The sequence below is a fragment of the Pseudomonas sp. PDM10 genome, from assembly GCF_014852295.1.
In the GTDB taxonomy this organism is placed as follows: Bacteria; Pseudomonadota; Gammaproteobacteria; order Pseudomonadales; family Pseudomonadaceae; genus Aquipseudomonas.
Genome location: NZ_JACVBJ010000004.1, coordinates 647,415 through 668,682 on the forward strand (window position 1 = coordinate 647,415; position 21,268 = coordinate 668,682).

The window sequence follows — 21,268 nt, forward strand, 5'->3', positions numbered from 1 at the left end:
TGACTCAAGTTTTTGCAACAGCCAGGCCAGGTCGTAAAAAACACTGCTCAGTCACCCTTTTGCCCCATTGATCCCCCTCTTGTTCCTGTTCCAACTTAAAACCAAAGCCTTCATACAGTTTACGAGCGGCATCAAGACCTTTGAATGTCCAAAGCCGCGTCGCGCAAAAACCCTGTTCGTCACAGAAATTTATTGCTTCAACCAACAAGCGTTTGCCTGCTCCCTTACCTCGCGCTGAGTCATCAAGAATGAAACAGCGGAGAATCGCTTCGCCGCCCTCTCCTTCGCCGTCTATCGCGATGGAACCTACAATTCGCTGGCCGTCCAACGCCACCCACACCTCGTTGCGTGGATTGTCCAAACGCCCCATCAACTCCGCCATGTCTGATGCAACCAGACTTTCAAACGGCTGACCGAAGTCCGAATGTCTTGCGTAGTAGTCAGCATGCATTTCGACAATACGGCCGATGATTCCGGGACGGTAGCCCCGAGCAATGTCCAATTGCGCGGGAGGCAATTGCTCTGTATCAAGTCGATGGGCTTGCAGCGCGACCGCATAGTGGGCGATGCCCTCACTCACTGCCTGCTGTTGCTCATTCGTTAAGTGAGCCAAGGCAGCGCTCACCTGTTCTTTCGCGAATGAATCAATGGCTCGAAGGGTCTTCTTGCCTTTCGCCGTGAGTCGCAGTTTCTTGGAACGTGCGTCATCCTCGTGTGGAGCCTCTTCTATCTCGCCGGCCTCAATCAGCTTGCGCACCATACGGCTCACGGTGGACTTTTCCAGGCCGAGGAGCTCCACAAGCTCCACTGCCGTCATCGAACTCCGCTCCCCAATCTCCACAATCGTGTGGACGGACGAGGGTGGATAGTCCGTCGCAGCCAGCGTGGCTTGCATGAACCCCAACTCTCGCACCATGAGACGCGATACCGAACGGACTTGGTTAATCAGGTTTGATTGGGAATGAATCACGAGAAGCACCTCGAACGAAACGTCTTATTAGTTGCATAGAACAACCAAATAATCGTCAATTGAGGCTGGCTTCTGACCCAGTGCAACCGAGACACTGAGAATTCCAAACGCCCACAAAAAAGCCCACTGACCGTCACCGGTTCAGTGGGCTTTTGATCAGGCTTCTAGTTACAGAGCCATATCAGTCGCAGCATTAGCCTTCGGCGCCTTGGCCTTCTCAGCTGGAGCCGGAGCCGCCACCTGACCAATCACCGGCGGCGGAGTCCGACTTTTTCTGCTTAACCGCTACGCGGCAAGCTCGACGTAGCTCGACTCCCCACCTCCGGTCGCGCCCGACAACCAACCCCATACGAAGGTCAGCGTGGTACGTCCTGCGTGATCAATGCCTACCGTGCCACGAGACCAGCCGGAAAGAATCTCACCATCCGTGGTCAAGCACTGATAAAGAAGCTCAATGGTATCGGGGCCTGTCACGCGCCCGACTTGATTACCCCTGCGGATATGACCACCCTGGTAAGTACCCCAAATAGCACCTTCCTCGACATGGTAGTGAAATACTGTGCGTGCATCAGATAGCCCGTAGGCGTTGTCTGCTACCGAAAATCGGCGATTGTTCAAACGCTCGCTGATTTGAGAAAAGGGGATTTCCATAAATGTCGCGTCCTTTAGTCGAGATGATCCATTCCACCTTGGATGATCTTAAGCCATTTTGTCACGACGGATGAGGCACTGCTTTGGCCATCTCTGGAGATGCGAGCTCACGACGATATAAAGCAAGATGGGTTCACCGCACGCTTAAGCACGACGAGGAGTAAATCCGCCCTATTCAGGTCTGCTTCGCAGCCCAACGGGGGCAAGCCCCCTCGCCACAAAAAACTCGTCAGTCTTAGCATTTCGTGATCTGCAAGATCGAATTGCGGACACAAAAAAGCCCACTGACCGTCACCGGTTCAGTGGGCTTTTGGCTCACCGAATACCTACAGGACTGAGACAGATCATGAGCATTTTTAGTCGTATCAAAGCCCTCATAAAGCAGGAACCGAAAGAACAAATCGTCGGATATTCCATACCAGAACTGAAGTCGATCTTTACTAAGTCTTTATTAAACATTGATCCTCCCCTACCCGACTATCCGCAAAACACGTCTTTGGAGGACATAGGCATTCCAGCCTACTACTCTCCATTTTTAATCGGCAACGAAGATACTCATAAGCTCTTGACGCTCGTCGAAGACAACTTCACGTATGCGACTGAAAAAACGTTTAACGAACTACCCGTAAAGCAGTATGTAAACACTCAAAAAACTGAGCACTTGGTGTTTTTCATATCTACCAGAGAATTCAATTCTGTGACTGTACGACTGGTCACCAATAGTGTTGATTTCTTGGCCATCATTGCTCGCGAGAAATTCTCCGTGCCTCCTCCATGGATTGTTTTCGAGGGGTATAACCCTTCTTGGTGGGGAGGCGATATGCAAGGCGCTCAGGGCTACTATAACGACAGCTACTTCTCGCCGTTTTTCACAAATTTAAGCGCCGCAGAAAGGGAAATTTATTACGCAAGATACAGCGCGACGAATGAATGGATAAAAAGCTTGGAATTGATGTACGACGTTGAGTGATCGTTTACCTTTCTGGGGCCGCTTCGCAGCCCAACGGGGGCAAGCCCCCTCGCCACAAAAAACTCGTCAGCCTAAGCAATTCGTAATCTGCAAGATCGAATTCCAGACACAAAAAAGCCCACTGACCGTCACCGGTTCAGTGGGCTTTTGATCAGGCTTCTAGTTACAGAGCCATATCAGTCGCAGCATTAGCCTTCGGCGCCTTGGCCGGAGCAGCCGGAGCAGCAGCCGGAGCCGCCATCTGACCAATCGCCGGCGGCGGAGTCAGCTGCAACACCTTGGCGGTGTAAGCCCACTCTTCAGCCACTTTCTCAGGGTTGCCATTCAACTGAGTGCCATAACTCGGCACGATCTGATGCAGCTTTTCCTGCCAGGCAGGCGATGCAACCTTGTCCTTGAACACTTTCTGCAGCACGGTCAGCATGATCGGTGCAGCCGTCGAAGCGCCCGGCGAAGCACCCAGCAGACCCGCGATGGTGCCGTCTTGCGAGGCAACAATCTCGGTACCCAACTTCAGCACGCCGCCCGCGGCTTCATCACGCTTGATGATTTGCACGCGTTGGCCGGCTTGCCACAGGCGCCAGTCTTCGGCTTTGGCGTTCGGGAAGTATTCTTTCAGGGCGTTGAGGCGGTCTTCGTCAGACAGCATCAGTTGGCCAGCAAGGTACTCGACCAGCGGGTATTCCTTGATGCCGACTTTGGTCATTGGCCACACGTTGTGCGTGGTGGTGGTGGTCAGCAGGTCCAGGTACGAGCCTTCTTTGAGGAACTTGGTGCTGAAGGTCGCGAATGGGCCAAACAGGATGACGCGCTTGCCGTCCAGGACGCGGGTGTCCAAGTGCGGAACCGACATGGGCGGTGCGCCAACGGAGGCTTTGCCGTAGGCCTTGGCCAGGTGTTGCTCGGCGATGGTCGGGTTTTCGGTCACCAGGAACGAGCCGCCGACCGGGAAGCCTGCGTATTCCTGGGCTTCAGGAATGCCGGACTTCTGCAGCAGGTGCAGTGCACCACCGCCCGCGCCGATGAACACGAACTTGGCGTCGGTTTCGGTTTTGCTGCCGTCTTTCAGGTTCTTGTAGCTGACGCGCCAGCTGCCGTCTTCGTTCTTGGTGATGTCTTGCACTTCGCTAGACAGTTTCAAGTCAAATTTCGGCGTGGTTTGCAGGTGCGCGACGAACTGGCGGGTGATCTCGCCAAAGTTCATGTCGGTACCGATCGGGCTCCAGGTGGCCGCGACTTTCTGGTTCGGGTCACGCCCTTCCATCATCAGCGGAACCCACTTCTTGATCACAGCCGGGTCTTCGGAGTACTGCATGCCGGCGAACAGCGGGCTCGCTTGCAGGGCTTCATAGCGCTTCTTCAGGAACTTGATGTTGTCATCGCCCCACACAAAGCTCATGTGCGGTGTGGAGTTGATGAACGAACGCGGGTTCTTCAGCACGCCTTGCTGAACCTGCCAGGCCCAGAACTGACGGGAGATCTGGAAGGCTTCGTTGATTTCAACGGCTTTCGGGATCTGAACGTTGCCTTTATCGTCTTCCGGGGTGTAGTTCAACTCGGCCAGGGCGGAGTGACCGGTACCGGCGTTGTTCCAGCCGTTGGAGCTTTCCAGGGCGACGCCGTCGAGGCGCTCGATCATTTCCATTGAAGTGCCAGGTTCCAGCTCATTGAGCCAAACACCGAGGGTCGCGCTCATGATGCCGCCGCCAATGAGCAGCACATCGACTTTCTTTGCCTCTTCCGCGTGAACGGACGTGATCCCCATCGACAAAGCCAGCCCCAGCAGGGCCGTGTTCATTTTCTTAAACATCTGTAGCACCTTTGATAAAACGTCATCCGCCCTTCCATCCCCATGCTTGATGCCCCTGGTTCACAGCATGCAGGCAGCATGCTGCGGGTTGCGCACGCATAAGGATTGGAGGGTGGGCACACAAGGCCGACGTGTCTCCATCGACCTCAGTTTATATGTCCCTACTGAACTGACTTTTTATCGTTATTGGCTTCAGCTACTTGAGCGACAGTGATTCTGTTGGCGCGTCTCAAGGACGCACAAACTGAATAGGTCAAAGCAAGTTGGCGCGCAGAATATCACGACACGGCAAACCCGCGCGTCTGTTCCCGACTTGATAGTCCGCCTCGGCCACTATACTCATCGTGCTTTTCTCGATGAGCCGGTGAGGAGATGTCATGAGCGACACAGTTGATCTGCGCAAATATTCCTCCCAAGTGGTCGACGGCGTGGAACGCGCGCCCGGACGATCCATGCTGCGTGCCGTAGGTTTCACCGACGAAGACTTCAAGAAACCGCAGATCGGCATCGCCTCCACCTGGGCGATGGTCACACCCTGCAACATGCACATCGACAAGCTGGCGATTGAAGCCGAAAAAGGCGCGAATGCCGCCGGTGCCAAGGGCGTCATTTTCAATACGATCACCATTTCCGATGGCATCGCTAACGGCACCGAAGGCATGAAGTACTCGCTGGTGTCGCGGGAAGTGATCGCCGATTCCATTGAAGTCGTGGCCGGCTGCGAAGGCTTTGACGGTCTGGTGACCGTGGGCGGTTGTGACAAGAACATGCCGGGCTGCCTGATCGGTATGGCGCGGCTGAATCGCCCGTCCATCTTCGTGTATGGCGGCACCATCCGGCCGGGCGCCGGCCACACCGATATCATCTCTGTGTTCGAGGCCGTGGGTCAGCACGCGCGGGGGGATATCAGCGAGATTCAGGTCAAGCACATCGAGGAAGTGGCGATTCCCGGCCCCGGCTCCTGCGGCGGCATGTACACGGCCAACACCATGGCTTCTGCGATTGAAGCGTTGGGCATGAGCCTGCCCGGTTCCAGCTCTCAGGACGCCGTCGGCAGCGACAAGGCGTCGGACAGTTTCCGTGCCGGTCAGCAAGTCATGGAGCTGCTCAAGCAAGACATCAAACCGCGCGACATCATGACCCGCAAGGCCTTTGAAAATGCCATTCGGGTGGTGATCGCCCTCGCCGGCTCGACCAATGCCGTGCTGCACCTTCTGGCCATGGCGCATGCCGTGGATATCGAGCTGACGCTGGATGATTTCGTCGAGTTGGGCAAGGTGTCCCCGGTGGTGGCCGACCTGCGTCCCAGCGGCCGATACATGATGAGCGAACTGGTGGCCATCGGCGGCATTCAGCCGCTGATGAAGCGCATGCTCGCCGCCGGCATGCTGCATGGCGATGCGCTGACGGTCACCGGCAAAACCCTGGCCGAAAACCTGGAAAACGTGCCCGATTACCCCGAAGGTCAGGACGTGATCCTGCCCTTCGACCAACCGATCAAAAAGGACTCCCATTTAGTTGTGCTGCGCGGCAACCTTTCGCCCACAGGCGCAGTGGCCAAGATCACCGGCAAGGAAGGCCTGCGCTTTGAAGGCACGGCTCGTGTGTATCACGGAGAGGAAGGCGCACTGGCCGGCATCCTCAACGGCGAAGTCAAGGCCGGCGATGTGATCGTGATCCGCTACGAAGGCCCCAAGGGTGGGCCCGGCATGCGCGAAATGCTCTCGCCGACGTCGGCGGTCATGGGCAAGGGGCTGGGCAAAGACGTTGCGCTCATCACCGACGGCCGCTTCTCCGGCGGTTCACACGGGTTTGTGGTGGGCCATATCACGCCCGAAGCCTTTGACGGCGGGCCAATAGCGCTGATTGAAGACGGCGACAAGATCACCATCGACGCCGAAACACGGCAGATCACGGTCGATGTCTCCGACGCCGAACTGGCCGAGCGCAAAACCCGCTGGGTGCGCCCGGAATCCAAGTACAAACGCGGGGTGTTGGCCAAGTACGCGAAGACCGTGTCCAGCGCCTCGGAAGGCGCGGTGACGGACAAGTATCTGTAATCGACGTTGTCAGGACTGAAGAGGCCTTCAAAATCACCGAAACCAACTGATCGGTACGCAAGCCTTAAAGTCTGAACCGATCCACCGACTGCGAGAGCTTGCCTGCCAGGGTGGACAGTTCATCGGTGGTCGAGGCGGTCCGGCCGATGACCTTGCTGTTGCCTTCGGACATACCGGCAATCATTTCGACCTGATGGGCGATTTCATTGCTGGCCAGGCTCTGCTCACCGATGGTGCGGGTGATGTCATTGACCAGTTGCGTGGTGTTCAGCGTGGCGTCGAGGATTTCGCGGATGGCGCGCTCGACGTCGGCGGTCACGGCCATGCCTTTGTCGACCTGCGCCACGCCCGCCTCCATGCTGGTCACCGCCTCGCGGGTGCTTTGCTGGATGCGTGAGACCATCGTGGCAATTTCCTGGGTAGAGGCGCTGGTGCGTCCCGCCAGGCTGCGCACTTCGTCTGCTACCACGGCAAATCCACGGCCCTGCTCACCGGCACGAGCGGCTTCGATCGCGGCGTTGAGCGCCAGCAGGTTGGTTTGATCGGCGATGCCCTTGATCACCTGGATGATGCTGAAAATCCCTTCGGACTCCTTGTCCAGCGTGCGGATCACTTGGGCCGATTGCTGCGCCGAACGCGCAATGCCGTCCATGTCGTTGACCACCTGATGGATCACGCGACCGCCATCCTTGGCCAGTGCCTCGGCCTGATTGGCCATGTTCAGTGCGCGCTCGGCATGCCGGGTGATTTCCTCGATGCTCGCGGTCATTTCGCTGGCGGCAGCCGCCATAGTGCTGGCCGCTACGCTTTGTTGCTGACTGCTGCCGGCGACTTCGTGGCAGCCGCTGCTCAATTGTTCGCTCATGCCGCTCACGCCGTGGGCGTTGCTGCGCACGGCTTCGATCATGCCGCGCAGGTCGCGCTGCATGGTCGCGAGGCTGCGAATCAGGGCGCTGGCTTCGTCGTTGTGGGTGGGTTCGACAATCGGTTCGCTCAGGTTGCCATGGGCGATGCTGTCAGCAATGCGGCTGGCAGTCTGCAACGGCCCCATGATGCTCAGCATCACCGAGCGCCCCTGGGCCAGCAGCAATAACAGGCTGGCGATCAGGACACCGCCGAGGGTGAAATTGGCATTGCTGATGACATTCTGAGTGTCGGCACGGGTCTGTTGGGTGTTGGTCTCGATCAGTTCGCTGAGGGTGGCCAACTGACTTTCCAACTGGCTGAATATGCTACTGAAACTGCCCAGTTGTTGCTGCGCGGCCTGCGGATTTTCCAGCGCCACCCCAACAATGCCTTCGGCTGCGCTGATGTAGGTATCAAGGCTGGGCTTGATCTTGTTCAGGGCCCCTTTGATGGTGTCGTTGACCGGCTGCTTAAGGTTTTCACCGAGCATTTCACGAAAATGCGCCGCATGTTCCTCGATGGAACTGCGCACCTCGGCTTTGCTGCTGGTGCTTTTACCCAACCCGACCAACATCGCGGACAGCACGTCGGCGCGTAACGCATCGTGCATCATGTCGGCTTCGAGGTGGTTGCGCAGCACGGTCATACTGACCTCGTTGTCATTCACCGCCGCAGCCATTTGGGTATTTCCCAGGTAACTGACCAGGCTCATGATCAACGCGGTAGCCAGCCCGGTGCCAATCAGCAGAGTCAAACGTAATTTTATGGACACTCTGTGGTTCCTCTCTCGGCACGTTTGTCAGTTGCGTTGAAGCCAACCGCGGATTGGTTTGCTAAAGAGATTATCGACCGGCACGAGTGGTTAATGAAGCGAAAGTCCATACGCGCATGTCTTTACGACATGCGGTATGTTTTTTCGGTTTTGAGGGCGCCTGAATCAGGCAGCGGAGAAGAAGTAGCGCGTCAGGTGAAAGAAGATCGGCGCCGCGAAGCAAATCGAGTCCATCCGGTCAAGCATGCCGCCGTGACCTTTGATCATGGTGCCCCAGTCCTTGGCGCTCAGACTGCGTTTGATCGCCGACATGACCAGCCCACCGAGGAAGCCCATCACCACGATGACGAACGACATCAGCAGTGACTGCCAGAAGCTGAAGGGGGTCATCCAGAACATGCAGCCGCCAATCAGCGTTGCGGACAGGCCACCACCGACCAGACCTTCGACCGTTTTTGACGGACTCACCAGCGGCGCAACTTTGTGCTTGCCCAAGAGTTTGCCGAACACGTACTGCAACACGTCACTCAACTGAACGACGAACACCAGGTAGAACAGCAGCAGCGCGTTTTGGCCGGCGAATCCTTCCAGATCCAACAGCAACAGCGCGGGCGCATGGCTGATGCAATAAATGCAGATCATCACGCCCCACTGAATCTTTGCCGTCCTTTCCAGGAAGCCGTCAGTGTCCTGGCTCAGCACCGCAATCGCCGGTAGCAGCAGGAATGAATACACCGGAATCAGCAGCGTAAACATCGAATACCAGTGCGTACCGATCAGAATGTATTGCAGTGGAATCAGGATGAAAAACGCCGAAAACAGGGCGTTATGATCTCCCCGCCTGGTCGGAGTCAGGGTGATGAACTCCCTGAGCGCGAACAGTGAGATGAATCCGAACAGGACGACCGTTGCATTGCCGCCCAGCAGGTAGGACACGAAGAAGATGATGACCATCCCCCACCAGGCATTCACACGCTGATTGAGGTTTTCGATGGTCGAGACAGCGCCTTCCGTTTTGGCCCGCCGGGCCAGCAATCGACCGGCCAGCGAAGCAATCGCCAGCAAGCAGGCCAATCCGAAAAAGAACCACAAAAACTTTGCTTCAAGACTCATTTCGACAACCCCACAATGGCGTTACGCGCGCGTTCCAGAAACACCTGTTTAGCCTCGCCAGCAATCCTTTCCATCGGATTGCCGATACGGATCGTGCAGATGATCGGCAGAGGGACGTGTTTGCCTTTGGGCATGGAGCGGTGAAGGTTTTCCAGATAGATCGGCACCAGGTCGACATCGGGGAAGGTCTCGGCCAGCCGGTAAAGACCTGATTTGAATTCCCCGGGCAGTGCCTCGGATGAGCGCGTGCCTTCCGGAAAGAAGATGATCGAATGACCCGCCTGCACCACATCGAAAATGGGCTCCAGCGCGTTTTTACCGGGCGCCGGTTTACGGTCGATCAGCACAGCATTCAGGCCTTTCTGGGAGATGTACGAGAGAAATCGGTTCTTCCCCCAGTAATCGGCAGCGGCGATCGGCTTCACATTCAACCTCGCCTCAGGCGGCAGGGCCGCAATGATGGCCAAGGTGTCCATGTGACTGGTGTGGTTGGCGAAATAGATTCGCTGACGCGTGAGATCCGGCGGGCTCTCCCATCTGGCCGTGACGCCAATCAGCAGTCGAAGAACAGAAATCAGCGCATTACTGATCCACATGGTCGGTCCCCTTCAACTGCTTGGCGATCGCCAGCGTTCGCGTGACGCAGGTGGCGACTGAACCAAGGGCGATGACAACCAGCGCGATCAACAGTACGTAGTGAGTGCCATAAAACTTTGCTTCGATGGCATTCAGCAGCAGTCCTGCGGTCATCACGGCCATTCGATGCTGCTTGGCCATAGGGCCGATGAAGGTCTGCTTGAGGCCAATCGAGCCGCCGAACACCCTGACATAAGCAGTCAGTGCCGCCGCCAGGGCAGCAAACCATCCGAGGTCGGATTGGCCAATGGCATACCCCAACCCTACGATCAACAAACTGTCGGCGATCCGGTCGGGGAATTCGTTGTAGAGACTGCCGATGTCAGACTTCTTGCCGCCCTCTATCGCCACCATTCCATCGAAGAGGTTGCACAGCAGGCGCAACTGAATGCCGATCGCGCAGCAGATCGATCCAATGACACCGCTATCAATATTGAGCGCCACGACGCCAGCAAGCGCGAAGGCGATGCTGGCGACGGATATCTGATTGGGGGAAATGTCTCTTTTCACCAAAATGTCGGTGATGTGTTTTGCCCAGCCCGCAGAGCGCGTCTTGATGGGCCTTCTGTTGTCATCCACTGGCCAATATCCCTATAAGTGATGAGTTACTACGTGTTGCATTGTAATGGCGAGTCGCGCTGACTACCCAGGAATATGAGTCCTCAACGCAAGTTCGTTTTTTTCTCGGCTGCATGCTAGGTTGTACGATGACCGATAAGTGATATTTTTCACTCTCGCTCCTACAACCCACAACAACAAGGAAACACCGATGAAAAAAGTGAAACTGCTGATTGGATTCTTGTGCCTCTTCAGTGGCTACGTAGCCGCCGCCCCCGCTTCCGCGGACAAGGATGTTGCACAAGCCGTCGATCATCTGACGCAAGCCATGCTGCACAAGAACATTGCCGAACTGAAAGCACTGACCGCCGAGAACCTGACCTACGGGCACTCCAGCGGAAAGATCCAGGACAAGAAAGCATTCATCGACGATATCGAAACCGGCAAAAGCGCGTTCAAAACCCTGGAGATGCAGAACCAGACCATCACCATCTCGGGTGACGTAGCGTTGGTCCGCCATCACTTCTCGGCTCAAGCGCTCAAAGGCGCCGAAGTGGTTCCGACCGAAATCGAGAACTTCCAGATCTGGCAAAAACAGAAAGGCCACTGGTTGCTGGTCGGTCGACAAGCGTTCAAGTTCTGATTTTTGTGTAACGAAGGGGACATCGGTTAGCCAGGCTACGTTGTCCCCTGCCTTCTCCTTTACTACAAAACGACCGTTGATCCGCGAGTGCGCGGCGGAAATGTCTGTCGGTTCAAACTGCGACCAACCGTAGAAAAGGCCAGCGAGCCTGATAACTCCGGGCCTTCTGATCGAACAGATCGGGCTGATGATTCACCGGATTGATCCGCAAAAGCCCTTCTTCGACATCGCTCAAACCGTAAGGCGCGTACACCTCGCCGGTCACCACATCCAGACCGATACACGTCCCCGCAATCAGATACCGATCAATGCCATCCTTTGCCGACTGAAGCTTGGGATAAGCCCTGCCAAATCGCTGACCGTACCAAAGGTGAACCCGTGCCTGGTTCTTGATTTCGATGTTCACGTCCAGATCGTAAAAGAGCTTCCGGGCGGCAACGATGACTTCATTCTCGGCCTCCCACGACACGTCTTCATCAAAGTAGAAAACGTCGTAATCCTTGATGCCCCAAGCGGCGGGAAGCCCGGCTTGATGATTCCAGACCGCCTGAAAAAGACAGCCCGCCGTCAACATGCATTGGTCCAGGCCAATAGAAGGCAAGCGCCGGGCAATCTCGGCGTTTGCCGGATTGGCCATCGCGATCTCAATCAACGTTTCAGCGGTTAACGTCATGTTCTCTCCATGGGTGCCTCAAATCCTGGGGGCTGACGATACATTAAAACCGCCTGACGAAAGACCGGGCACCTGGGTTTCACTCCACTCGGCAGACCGCTACAGTGGCGCGACCGAGACTTGAGAAACGATGAACATGGATGCACTTCACCAAGGAAGTTGCCTGTGCGGCGCAGTGAAATATCGGGTGGCCGCCGGTCTGATTCCAAAGGCGAGTATTCGGATTGGATGTCCGTGGCGATAGGCACGCTGGATACGCCGTTTCTGAGTAAAAAACAGAAACACGTGTGTGTTGCATCGAAAGCGCCGTGGTACGCAATCGAGGATCAGTGGCCGCGGATGGAGTGAGCGCTTTCGGCCAAGAAGCGAAAGCACATGAGGTACATTGATACCGGACGCTAAATTCACTGATGGGAGGGACCGTATATGACGACGCGAACTGAAACTGCGATCCTGGCCGGCGGTTGCTTCTGGGGCATGCAGGATCTGCTGAGACGCTACCCCGGCGTGCTCTCCACGCGGGTAGGCTACTCGGGCGGCGATGTACCCAACGCGACTTACCGCAACCATGGCACCCACGCGGAAGCGATCGAGATCGTGTTCGATCCGGATCAGATCAGCTATCGCCAGATCCTCGAGTTTTTCTTTCAGATCCACGACCCGACGACGAAAAATCGTCAGGGCAACGATGTGGGTATGAGCTATCGCTCTGCGCTGTTCTATCTCAACAATGAACAGAAGCAGGTGGCCGAGGACACGGTGGCCGACGCTGATGCATCCGGCTTGTGGCCTGACAAGGTCGTCACTGAAATCGTGCCCGCTGGCCCGTTCTGGGAAGCAGAACCGGAACATCAGGACTACCTCGAACACTATCCCAACGGTTACACCTGCCATTTCATTCGGCCAGACTGGAAGCTGCCTAAACGAGGGTGATGGTGCGGCGAAAAAGCGGTCCCGCCGACGACTGTTGGCGAGACCGCTTCACGCCGAATACCCATGCTCCCCCGTCGGGAAAGCGCCCCCCTTCACCGCCGCCACATATGCCTCCAGCGCAGACTGGATGCTGTCTTGCCCGACCATGAAATTGCGTACGAATTTGGGCGTACGACCGGTCAGGGACAGCCCCAGCATGTCGTGAAGGACCAACACCTGGCCATCGGTTCCCACCCCGGCGCCAATGCCGATCACCGGGATGCGCACGGCCTGGCTGATCTGCTCGGCCAGCGGGCTGGGCAGGCATTCCACCAGCAACATCGCAGCACCGGCCTCTTCCAGGCCCAGCGCAGCCTCAACCAACTGACGGGCCCGAACCGGGTCGCGCCCCTGAACCTTGAACCCTCCCAGAATGTTGACGGATTGCGGGGTCAATCCCAGGTGCACGCACACCGGAACACCGTTCTCGGTCAGTCGGCGAACGGTGTCCGCCAGCCAGATATCCCCTTCGAGCTTGACCATGTGGGCGCCCGCCTTCATCAGGCAGCCGGCGCTCTGCAATGCCTGCTCAAGGGTGGCGTAACTCATGAACGGCATGTCGCCAACGATGAAGGCACCGGCATTGCCGCGTTTGACGCAGGCGGTGTGGTAAGCCACATCTTTTACCTCCACCGGCAGCGTGCTGTCATGACCGTGCAACACCATTCCAAGGGTATCGCCGACCAGCAACATCTCCACGCCAGCACTACTGGAGGCGTGGGCGAAAGTGGCGTCGTAGCAGGTCAGCATGACGATTTTCTCGCCGCGCTGTTTGAGTCCTTGCAGAGTGGTCAGGGTGATATCGGGCATGACGAATATTCTCGTGCTGTGGCTGGAAGGATCAATCGGGCACGGCTCTGCTGCGAAATCCGGGTGAGCCCGAATCTCGGCGGTGCAACGCATTGGGTCAGTGGTCGAACGCTTTGGCAGGGCTACACCAGCGCGAAGGCGAAATACCGAAAGCCTTCTTGAAGTGCCTGGACATGTGGCTTTGATCAAAAAAACCCGCATCGATCGCCGCATCCGACAGTGCCAGCCCCGCTTGGGTGAGCGCTTTCACCCGGTCCAGGCGCCGTAGCGTGAGATAGCGGTGCGGACTGGTGCCGAAGAACATACGAAAGTCATTCGACAGGCTCCAGCGATCCCGACCGGCGCAATCGGCCAGGTCGTCGAGGGTGATCGGCCGATCAAGGTTGTCGTCAATGTATTCGCGGGCTCGCGCCGCAGCGGCGAAGTGGTGGGCTGTCCGGCCGGGAGGCTGGCCCGCGAGCTCTGCCAGAGTCGTCACGAAGGTATAGAGGGCGTCGTCTTCCGCCAGCGAATCCAGTTCGTCACCCAGCGTATCGAAGAGCGCATCGGCCGCAGCGGCCAGGCGCGGATCCCGGGTGACGGCCGCCTTGAAAAACGGCAGCGGCTTGCCCTTCACAATCTGCTGAACCAGGGATGGCGGTACGTACACGCCGCGATAACGCAAACCCGCCTCGGAGCCTGCGCAACCATCATGGGATTCGTCGGGATGCACGATCATGGTTTCACCGGGCAGGCACAGTTTCGATTCACCCCGGTAATTGAAACGGTGCACGCCGGCGACGGTTCGGCCGATGGCGTACGTGTCGTGCCGATGAGGGTCGAAGGCGTGCGCGCAGAAGAACGCTTCGAACCGTTCAAGCTTCGAAGCCTCGGGAGCATGTCTGACCCAATCTCTTTGCGAAGGGTGATCTGGCATGGTGGCGCACCGGTGCGATTGCAGATGTGTACCTTCGAAACCATAACACGAGGGATCGACACGTCGCTCAAGCCGGTTCATGTCGCCTGAACGTGCAGGTAGAACGCGTGGAACATGAAGAACGCACAGACCACGAGCGCCAGCCCCATCAGACGATTGAACACCGTGAAATAAGACTCACGGGTAATACGTCGGCCGAGGATGGCGCCCAGCAGCGAATAAACTCCGGGCGCCCCACCGCCGGCGATTGCCAGCAGCGCAGAGACGATCGCGATGGAGGAACCGGTGATGTGCGCCGCCGGCAACATGACACTGGTGATCGGCAACACCACCATGATGCCTTTGGGGTTCAACACCTGAATCAAAAATCCGTTCCAGAACGTCAGGGTCTTTTGCGCTGCAACAGGGGGCTCGCTGGCCCCCGGCACCACCGTCGTTGCGGTATAGACCTGGTAGGCGAGATAGAGCGTATAGAGACCGCCGACCAGTGAAATGTAAGGCAGCGCCCTCTGGGAAATAATCGCTTCACCGGTATAGCCAAAGAGGATGAACAGCATCAACAACGCGCAGCCCACGCCGACGAAGAAACCCAGGGAGCGCCGAAACCTTCCCGTCAGCCCGGCGTTCAGCGCCATGAAATTGACCGGCCCCGGGCTGTACATCACGCTGAAGGCGTAGAGAAAAATGTCCATGACTTGCCTGCAATTAACCAAGAAACGCGGTACGAATCGTTGGAGTCTACGCAGGCAAACTGTCGCTTGGCTTGTACGTTTGTGGGTCGCGAATTAGCGGGTTGACGCGTGACAATAACCCACTTATTGATTAAGCACGCTCATCGGTGCTTCCGGTTGAGAGCACCTCATCAATAAAAGGATTATTCAGTGATCAGCTTCAGACAGCGCGCCGCCAAAGGGCTGCAAGCAGGCGACAGCTTCACGGTATCCCGCCGCTTCAGTGAGCAAGACATTCAACGCTTCGCCAACATTTCCCGCGACTACAACCCCGTGCATTTCGATGCGCGTTTCGCCGAGGCCCGCGGCTTCAGGACGCCGGTTTCCCATGGTCTGCTGACGGCCAGCCTGGTCACCGAAATCGGTGGGCAGATCGGCTGGCTGGCGTCAGGCATGACGTTTCACTTCAAGAAACCCGTGTATGCCGGCGACACCATCACCTGCCATTGGGTGATCACCAACATCGATGAAAAGGACCGGGCCACGGCGGCTATCACAATGACCAACGAGGACGACATCGTCGTGCTGGAAGCACAAACCAGCGGCGTCGTGCCGGGCGTGAAGGAGCGAGAAATCCTGACGCAGATGCTGCATGAAGGTGATCCCACAAACGGTGTCACGGCCCCTCGCGAATAACGGCTTCACGTGTATCGACGAAGGTGACCGGGGATTTGTATCGCTCTGTATGTTCGCGGGCGATCTTACACAGCGATACACAATCGCCGGATCAGGACACATACGCAGTACATGAAGGTGAAAAAGTGGGTGGCGTCGCACACCTGGTGTTCTTCGATGAACACAGGCTAATGAGCCCAACACCCCAGCAGGAGCCACCTCATGATCAATGAAATCGATACCGTGCTTTACACCGGCAAGACCCACACGACCGGAGGCCGTAACGGCGAGTCGCGAAGCGACGATGGACGTTTGGACATCAAGCTTTCCGCGCCTGGCTCGTCAGGGAGTGGCACCAATCCCGAACAGCTGTTGGCAGCAGGTTGGTCGGCCTGTTTCATCGGTGCAATGGGTAAGGCGGCTGTTGCGTTGAAAGTGACCCTGCCGAGCGATGTTGCCGTCGATGCCGAAGTGGACCTGGGCAAGACCGAAGATGCCTTTTTCCTCCAGGCGCGCCTCAATGTCAGCCTTCCGGGTCTGGATCCTGCAGTCGCACGGGCGGTGGTGGATGGTGCCCACCAGCGGTGCCCGTACTCGAAGGCGACCCGTGGCAACATCGACGTCACGATCAATCTGGTTTAATCGAAGCATTCCGGGCGGCGCTGCTCACTTTAGATCGGGGACATATCCGTTTCTGCGGTGATGGCTGCTGGCGGTTTCGCTTTTACAGCGAGTCACTTGGAAAAGCCCCCAAGTAACCAAGGGCTCTTGCCCCTGGCGTACGGCCCTTCGCTTAGGCTCAGGGTTCCCTCGCTCCGGTCCTGCTCCGTGGGCCCGCCGCCATCGGCCATCCATGGCCGGGGGCGGCTACCGCGGCATCCTTGCCGCGGTGCCCACTGCGCAGAACCTCCACTCGGCCTTCCGACGGGGCAGATCAAGATCAAAAGCCAAAGCAAAGCAAGATCAACAGCCCGGTGTTGTACCTGTGGGAGCGAGCCTGCTCGCGAAAAACGTCCGGACACCGCGTTCATTCAGACAGCCCGCGTTATCGTTCACGTCTTTCGCGAGCAGGCTCGCTCCCACAGGGGGAATGCATACGCATGAAGAGACAGGCCGGCCGGTAAGGCCGCCTCGCTTTGCTTTTGCGGTGCACGCCGCCTCGGGAGGCCGAGTGGAGGTTCTGCGCAGTGGGCAACCCGGCATGGATGCCGGGTTAGCCGCCCCCGGCCATGGATGGCCGATGGCGGCGGGCCCACGGAGCAGGACCGGAGCGAGGGCATGCCGAGCCTAAGCGAGGCACCGTACGAAAGGGGCAAGAGCGCTTTGGTTACTTTCCGCCGGGCCGCGCAGGCTTTTCGAAAGTGACTCGCTGTTAAAGCGAAACCGATAGCCGCCATCACCGCAGAAACGGATATGTACTCCAACCTTAAGTAAACAGCATTACCCGTGCAGCCTGCCTTCCCGGCAAGCTGCACTGGCCACTGCGCTCAATCGTCCTCATGCAACTTGATACCGCGGGCGTGAAGCAGGTGCGGAACCACCAGCACCAGCAGCGTCAGTGCGAGGAACGCGGCCGATATCGGTTGTGTCACAAACACCAGCCAGTCTCCCTCGCTGATGGACAACGCATTGCGCAGCTGCTTTTCAGCCATCGGCCCTAGCAACATGCCGACGATCACGGGGGCGACGGGAAAATCGAAACGACGCATCAAGACCCCGCCCCACCCAATCGCCAACATCAGCATAAGATCGAAGGAAGAATGGCGCATGCCGTACACGCCAATCGTGGCAAACACCAGAATGCCGGCATTCAGGTACGGGCGGGGAATCTGCAGAAGCTTGACCCACAGTCCCACCAACGGAAGATTCAACACCAGCAGGATCACGTTGCCGACATACAGCGAGGCCACCAGGGTCCAGACCAATTCTCCCGACGTCTGGAAGAGCATCGGCCCCGGCTGCAGGTTGTAGTTCTGGAACGCAGCCAACAGAATCGCCGCGGTAGCGGACGTCGGTATCCCGAGCGTCAGCAGTGGCACCAACGAACCCGTCGCACTCGCGTTGTTGGCCGCCTCGGGACCGGCAACCCCCTCGATCGCCCCCTCACCCTTACTGCCCGCAAACTCTTTCGGGTACTTGCTCAGTTTGCGTTCCGCCGAATAGGACAGGAACGTCGGAATTTCCGCGCCCCCTGCCGGAATCGACCCAAATGGAAAGCCGATCAACGTGCCCCGTAGCCAGGCGGGGACCGAGCGTTTCCAGTCAGCGCGCGTCATCCACAACGAGGTCAAACGGTGCCGGCCGGACGTTTCTTCTTTCTGATAAAGCAGGCTGTACAACGCCTCACCCACTGCAAACAAACCGACCGCCACGAGCACGACTTCGATGCCATCCACCAGCTCCGGCACCGCCAAGGTGTAGCGGGCAATGCCCGAGGTCGAGTCCAGGCCGATCAAGCCGATGGTCAGCCCAACCCCTAGCGAGGCAAAACCGCGCAGCATCGAAGCGCCGAGTACCGCAGACACCGTCGTGAAGGACAGCACCAGAATCGCGAAATACTCCGCAGGACCAAACTTGAGCGCCAGCGTGGCAACAATCGGAGCAAACAACGTCAGCAACACCGTCGCAATGGTGCCGGCAACAAATGAGCCTATCGCGGCGGTGGCCAGGGCCGGTCCTGCCCGGCCGTTGCGCGCCATGAGATTGCCTTCCAGGGCCGTGACCATGGAGGACGATTCACCGGGCGTATTGAGCAGGATGGAGGTGGTCGAGCCGCCAAACTGCGCGCCGTAATAGATACCGGCGAACATGATCAAGGCGCCCGTGGGATCGACCTTGGCGGTGATCGGCAACAGCAGCGCCACCGTCAGCGCCGGCCCAATACCCGGCAAGACACCAATGGCGGTGCCAAGCAAACAGCCGATAAAACCCCACATCAAGTTGATCGGTGTCAGCGCAGCGGAAAAACCAATGGCCAGGTTCGCGAGAGTTTCCACCTTGTTTACCTCCTTCGGCCCGGGTCAGATCCAGGCATTGACAAGGGGCGGCAGGGAAACCCCTAGCCCGGCGTTGAACAGCCAGTAAATCGGCAGGGTCAAGGCAATGCCGATAGCGAGGTCCTTCACTGGGCGACGACTGCCAAACCCCCGTGCCGAACAGGCAAACAGCAGCCCGGCGGCCAATACGAAGCCGATGAGGTTAATCAGCACGGCCACCCCTATAAGCCCCGCCGTCACCCAGGCTGCGCCAGCTTTTCCGCCGGGCAGCGCTTGGGCAGCTTCGTCGCTGTGGTCCGCCAGCTCGCGGAAACCACCGGTAGCGGCCTGATAACACAGCAACAGACCGACGACGCCCAGGAACACTGCGACGGCGTACGGATAGACATGGGCTCCCAGGATGACGAACCCCATCTCGGGAGGAAACCGAAATGCGCCCACCGCCAACACGGCGCTGATGGCGATCACTCCGACGCCGATCGCCAGTTGCACCGGCACGATTGCGCGAGGCTGAGTCATTTCGAAACCAGTCCGACCTCGACCAGCATCGCCCGCAGCCGCACATGCTCTTCGTCGACGAATTTGCCGAACTCATCGCCGGTCAGGACGTTGGGTGACCATTTGTTGGTGTCGATATTGTCTTTCCAGACTTTGCTGTTGGTGGCGGCCACGACGGCGTCGGTCACTTCTTTGCGCTGCTCGGGCGTGAGGTTCGCGGCACCGTAAACACCCCGCCAATTGCCGATGGTCACGTCGTAGCCTTTCTCTTTGAGGGTCGGTGCATCGATGCCTTCAATGCGTTCAGGGGCGCCGATGGCGAGGACACGGAACTGGCCGTTCCTGATGTATTGGCCCAGCTCGGCATAACCACCGGTGATCACCTTGATCTGCCCGCCCAATGCCTGAGCAACGACTTCACCCCCGCCCGCGAAGGCCACGTAATTCACCTTGTTGACCGGGACACCCATTTTCGCGGCCAACTCGGCAATGCCGATGTGATCGATCGACCCCTTGGAGCCACCGCCCCAGGAAATACTGGTCGGCTTGTCCTTGAAGACCTTCAGCAAGTCCTCCAGGGTTTTGAATTCAGACTCCTTGCGCACGGCAATCACGTTGTACTCGGTGAACAACCGGGCAATCGGCGTTACGTCCTTCAAGGTGATTTGCGGTGTGTTCTGTTCAATGGCAGTGACCATGATCGCGCCGACAACCAGCAGCGCATTCGGATCGCCCTTGGTGCTGTTGGCGAACTGCGCCAGCCCCAACGTCCCCCCTGCTCCGCCCTTGTTCTCGAAGGTGGTGGATTTGGCCGTGTTGGCCTCGATCATGGCTTTGCCCAGAACCCTGGCAGTCTGGTCATAACCTCCACCCACAGAACCCGGGGCCATGAACTTGACGGTGTCCAGCGCAAAGGCCGGTGTCGCGAGTGCGGCAGCGGTAACGGCCGTTGCGATGCAGCGGCTGAATCGACGGAACAAAGCGGACATAAGTTGTCTCCCGATTGCATTGTTTTTATAGGTGCCGGGTGAACGTCGATCAGGGCGAAAAAACCCTGCTCAATGAACATTGGCCTGCGGATAAGCGTAGGCCATGGTTAGGGAGACAGCATTTAACGAATTCGCTATCGTCACTCACCTATGAACCGGACCCGCTCGAACCAGGAAGGTGGACACATGACCGCCCCACATGCCGATCACCGCAGCAGCGCGTGGTCGGTGTTTCTGATCTTCCTGCGCCTCGGACTGACTTCTTTCGGCGGGCCCATTGCCCATCTGGGTTACTTCCGTGATGAGTTCGTCACACGACGGCGCTGGCTGACCGAGCGCAACTATGCGGATCTGGTCGCGCTCTGCCAATTTCTACCGGGGCCGGCCAGCAGTCAGGTCGGCATAGCGGTGGGTCCGGCTCACTGCTGTTCGGTGGTGGGCACGTTGTTTTGCCATTGCTGCAAGCCGAGGTAGTGCCCTCTGGCTGGGTCAATAACGAAACCTTTCTTGCCGGATATGGCGCCGCGCAGGCCGTACCCGGTCCCTTGTTCACCTTCGCCGCGTTCCTCGGCGCCTCGATGAACCTCGCCCCGTCGGGCTGGATCGGCGGCATGATTTGCTTGCTGGCGATCTTCGCACCGTCCTTTCTGTTGATCGTGGGGACCTTGCCTTTTGGGGAACGCTTGCGCCGCAGTTTGCGCACACAGGCCGCGCTGGCCGGTGTCAATGCAGCAGTGGTCGGCCTGCTGTTGGCGGCGCTGTATCAGCCTGTCTGGACCAGTGCGATTTTCAAGCCGCAAGATTTCGGTTTGGCACTGGTCGCCCTGGTTGCATTGATGTTCTGGAAACGCCCACCATGGCTGGTGGTGGTCGGCTGCGGGGTCGCGGGGTGGCTGTTGCCCCTTTTATAAGTCTTGCCAACGCACGTCGCCTTGATCCTCGACTCCTTTACGGCATTTACGCTTTGAACCTGCAACCT

The 21,268-nt window shown here is 58.0% G+C and carries 20 protein-coding genes and 2 pseudogenes; 7 read left to right on the top strand and 15 right to left on the bottom strand.

Annotation, left to right across the window (positions count from 1 at the left end):
• Positions 1–4: 4 nt before the first annotated feature.
• Both IB252_RS17455 and IB252_RS17460 read right to left on the bottom strand, forming a co-directional pair.
• Positions 5–916 (bottom strand): bifunctional helix-turn-helix transcriptional regulator/GNAT family N-acetyltransferase, encoded by a 912-nt coding sequence (locus IB252_RS17455; protein ID WP_192409750.1) that lies wholly within the window; start codon positions 914–916, stop codon positions 5–7.
• A 339-nt stretch (positions 917–1,255) separates the two neighbouring features.
• The gene (locus tag IB252_RS17460; RefSeq protein WP_111448688.1) at positions 1,256–1,621 is read right to left on the bottom strand and encodes a hypothetical protein; all 366 of its coding nucleotides are present in this window, start codon (positions 1,619–1,621) and stop codon (positions 1,256–1,258) included.
• A 346-nt stretch (positions 1,622–1,967) separates the two neighbouring features.
• Here IB252_RS17460 and IB252_RS17465 point away from each other — a divergent pair, with 346 nt between their 5' ends.
• Positions 1,968–2,591: a hypothetical protein gene (locus tag IB252_RS17465; RefSeq protein ID WP_192409685.1), complete on the top strand. Its 624-nt coding sequence runs from the start codon at positions 1,968–1,970 to the stop codon at positions 2,589–2,591.
• A 163-nt stretch (positions 2,592–2,754) separates the two neighbouring features.
• On the opposite strand, the gene mqo is transcribed toward IB252_RS17465, so the two are convergent.
• Entirely contained in the window at positions 2,755–4,401 is a 1,647-nt protein-coding gene (gene mqo, locus IB252_RS17470) for a malate dehydrogenase (quinone) (RefSeq protein WP_192409686.1), read from the bottom strand.
• A 377-nt stretch (positions 4,402–4,778) separates the two neighbouring features.
• On the opposite strand from mqo, the gene ilvD reads away from it, so the two are divergent.
• Positions 4,779–6,461 carry a dihydroxy-acid dehydratase gene (ilvD, locus tag IB252_RS17475; protein ID WP_192409687.1) on the top strand — a complete coding sequence of 561 codons (1,683 nt, stop codon included), beginning with the start codon at positions 4,779–4,781 and terminating at the stop codon, positions 6,459–6,461.
• Positions 6,462–6,525: 64 nt separating this feature from the next.
• Here ilvD and IB252_RS30580 read toward each other — a convergent pair whose 3' ends face one another.
• The 5 genes and pseudogenes from IB252_RS30580 to IB252_RS17495 form a co-directional block, all read right to left on the bottom strand.
• Complete coding sequence (locus IB252_RS30580) at positions 6,526–7,389, bottom strand: methyl-accepting chemotaxis protein (RefSeq protein ID WP_371922120.1); 864 nt, start codon at positions 7,387–7,389, stop codon at positions 6,526–6,528.
• Positions 7,384–8,139 (bottom strand): annotated as a pseudogene (locus IB252_RS30585) (MCP four helix bundle domain-containing protein); the annotation flags it as partial. The pseudogene IB252_RS30585 and the gene IB252_RS30580, both read right to left, overlap by 6 nt.
• Positions 8,140–8,304: 165 nt before the next feature.
• Complete coding sequence (locus IB252_RS17485; protein ID WP_111448693.1) at positions 8,305–9,252, bottom strand: phosphatidate cytidylyltransferase; 948 nt, start codon at positions 9,250–9,252, stop codon at positions 8,305–8,307.
• On the bottom strand, positions 9,249–9,848 hold the full coding sequence (locus IB252_RS17490; protein WP_192409689.1) for a lysophospholipid acyltransferase family protein: 600 nt from the start codon (positions 9,846–9,848) through the stop codon (positions 9,249–9,251). Before IB252_RS17490 ends, IB252_RS17485 begins: the two co-directional genes overlap by 4 nt.
• Positions 9,835–10,467, bottom strand: a complete 633-nt coding sequence (locus IB252_RS17495; RefSeq protein WP_192409690.1) for a CDP-alcohol phosphatidyltransferase family protein — start codon at positions 10,465–10,467, stop codon at positions 9,835–9,837. The genes IB252_RS17490 and IB252_RS17495 overlap by 14 nt, the downstream gene beginning before the upstream one ends.
• A 190-nt stretch (positions 10,468–10,657) precedes the next feature.
• Here IB252_RS17495 and IB252_RS17500 point away from each other — a divergent pair, with 190 nt between their 5' ends.
• A complete protein-coding gene (locus IB252_RS17500) occupies positions 10,658–11,089 on the top strand; it encodes a nuclear transport factor 2 family protein (RefSeq protein ID WP_192409691.1) in 432 nt (143 codons plus the stop codon).
• Positions 11,090–11,201: 112 nt separating this feature from the next.
• Here the strand turns inward: IB252_RS17500 and IB252_RS17505 are convergent, their stop codons facing one another.
• Positions 11,202–11,762, bottom strand: coding sequence for a nucleotidyltransferase family protein (locus IB252_RS17505; RefSeq protein ID WP_192409692.1), 561 nt, complete (start codon positions 11,760–11,762; stop codon positions 11,202–11,204).
• Between the two features lie 426 nt (positions 11,763–12,188).
• On the opposite strand from IB252_RS17505, the gene msrA reads away from it, so the two are divergent.
• Complete coding sequence (gene msrA, locus IB252_RS17510) at positions 12,189–12,695, top strand: peptide-methionine (S)-S-oxide reductase MsrA (protein WP_192409693.1); 507 nt, start codon at positions 12,189–12,191, stop codon at positions 12,693–12,695.
• Positions 12,696–12,743: 48 nt separating this feature from the next.
• On the opposite strand, the gene panB is transcribed toward msrA, so the two are convergent.
• The 3 genes from panB to IB252_RS17525 all read right to left on the bottom strand — a co-directional run bounded on the left by panB (position 12,744) and on the right by IB252_RS17525 (position 15,152).
• Positions 12,744–13,544, bottom strand: a complete 801-nt coding sequence (gene panB / locus IB252_RS17515; RefSeq protein WP_192409694.1) for a 3-methyl-2-oxobutanoate hydroxymethyltransferase — start codon at positions 13,542–13,544, stop codon at positions 12,744–12,746.
• A 97-nt stretch (positions 13,545–13,641) separates the two neighbouring features.
• Complete coding sequence (locus IB252_RS17520; RefSeq protein ID WP_192409695.1) at positions 13,642–14,460, bottom strand: AraC family transcriptional regulator; 819 nt, start codon at positions 14,458–14,460, stop codon at positions 13,642–13,644.
• A 77-nt stretch (positions 14,461–14,537) separates the two neighbouring features.
• Entirely contained in the window at positions 14,538–15,152 is a 615-nt protein-coding gene (locus IB252_RS17525; RefSeq protein ID WP_192409696.1) for a LysE family translocator, read from the bottom strand.
• Positions 15,153–15,341: 189 nt separating this feature from the next.
• On the opposite strand from IB252_RS17525, the gene IB252_RS17530 reads away from it, so the two are divergent.
• Together IB252_RS17530 and IB252_RS17535 are read left to right on the top strand one after the other, a co-directional pair.
• Positions 15,342–15,827, top strand: a complete 486-nt coding sequence (locus IB252_RS17530; protein WP_192409697.1) for a MaoC family dehydratase — start codon at positions 15,342–15,344, stop codon at positions 15,825–15,827.
• A gap of 201 nt (positions 15,828–16,028) precedes the next feature.
• Positions 16,029–16,448: an organic hydroperoxide resistance protein gene (locus tag IB252_RS17535; RefSeq protein WP_192409698.1), complete on the top strand. Its 420-nt coding sequence runs from the start codon at positions 16,029–16,031 to the stop codon at positions 16,446–16,448.
• An 845-nt stretch (positions 16,449–17,293) separates the two neighbouring features.
• On the opposite strand, the gene IB252_RS17540 is transcribed toward IB252_RS17535, so the two are convergent.
• The 3 genes from IB252_RS17540 to IB252_RS17550 are packed head-to-tail and all read right to left on the bottom strand — an operon-like array spanning position 17,294 to position 20,289.
• The gene (locus IB252_RS17540; RefSeq protein ID WP_192409699.1) at positions 17,294–18,802 is read right to left on the bottom strand and encodes a tripartite tricarboxylate transporter permease; all 1,509 of its coding nucleotides are present in this window, start codon (positions 18,800–18,802) and stop codon (positions 17,294–17,296) included.
• A gap of 24 nt (positions 18,803–18,826) precedes the next feature.
• Positions 18,827–19,321: a tripartite tricarboxylate transporter TctB family protein gene (locus tag IB252_RS17545; RefSeq protein ID WP_192409700.1), complete on the bottom strand. Its 495-nt coding sequence runs from the start codon at positions 19,319–19,321 to the stop codon at positions 18,827–18,829.
• Positions 19,318–20,289: a tripartite tricarboxylate transporter substrate binding protein gene (locus IB252_RS17550; protein ID WP_111448701.1), complete on the bottom strand. Its 972-nt coding sequence runs from the start codon at positions 20,287–20,289 to the stop codon at positions 19,318–19,320. The genes IB252_RS17545 and IB252_RS17550 overlap by 4 nt, the downstream gene beginning before the upstream one ends.
• Before the next feature lie 186 nt (positions 20,290–20,475).
• Between IB252_RS17550 and IB252_RS17555 the strand changes: the two are divergent.
• A pseudogene (locus tag IB252_RS17555) lies at positions 20,476–21,200 on the top strand (chromate transporter).
• Positions 21,201–21,268 lie beyond the last annotated feature (68 nt).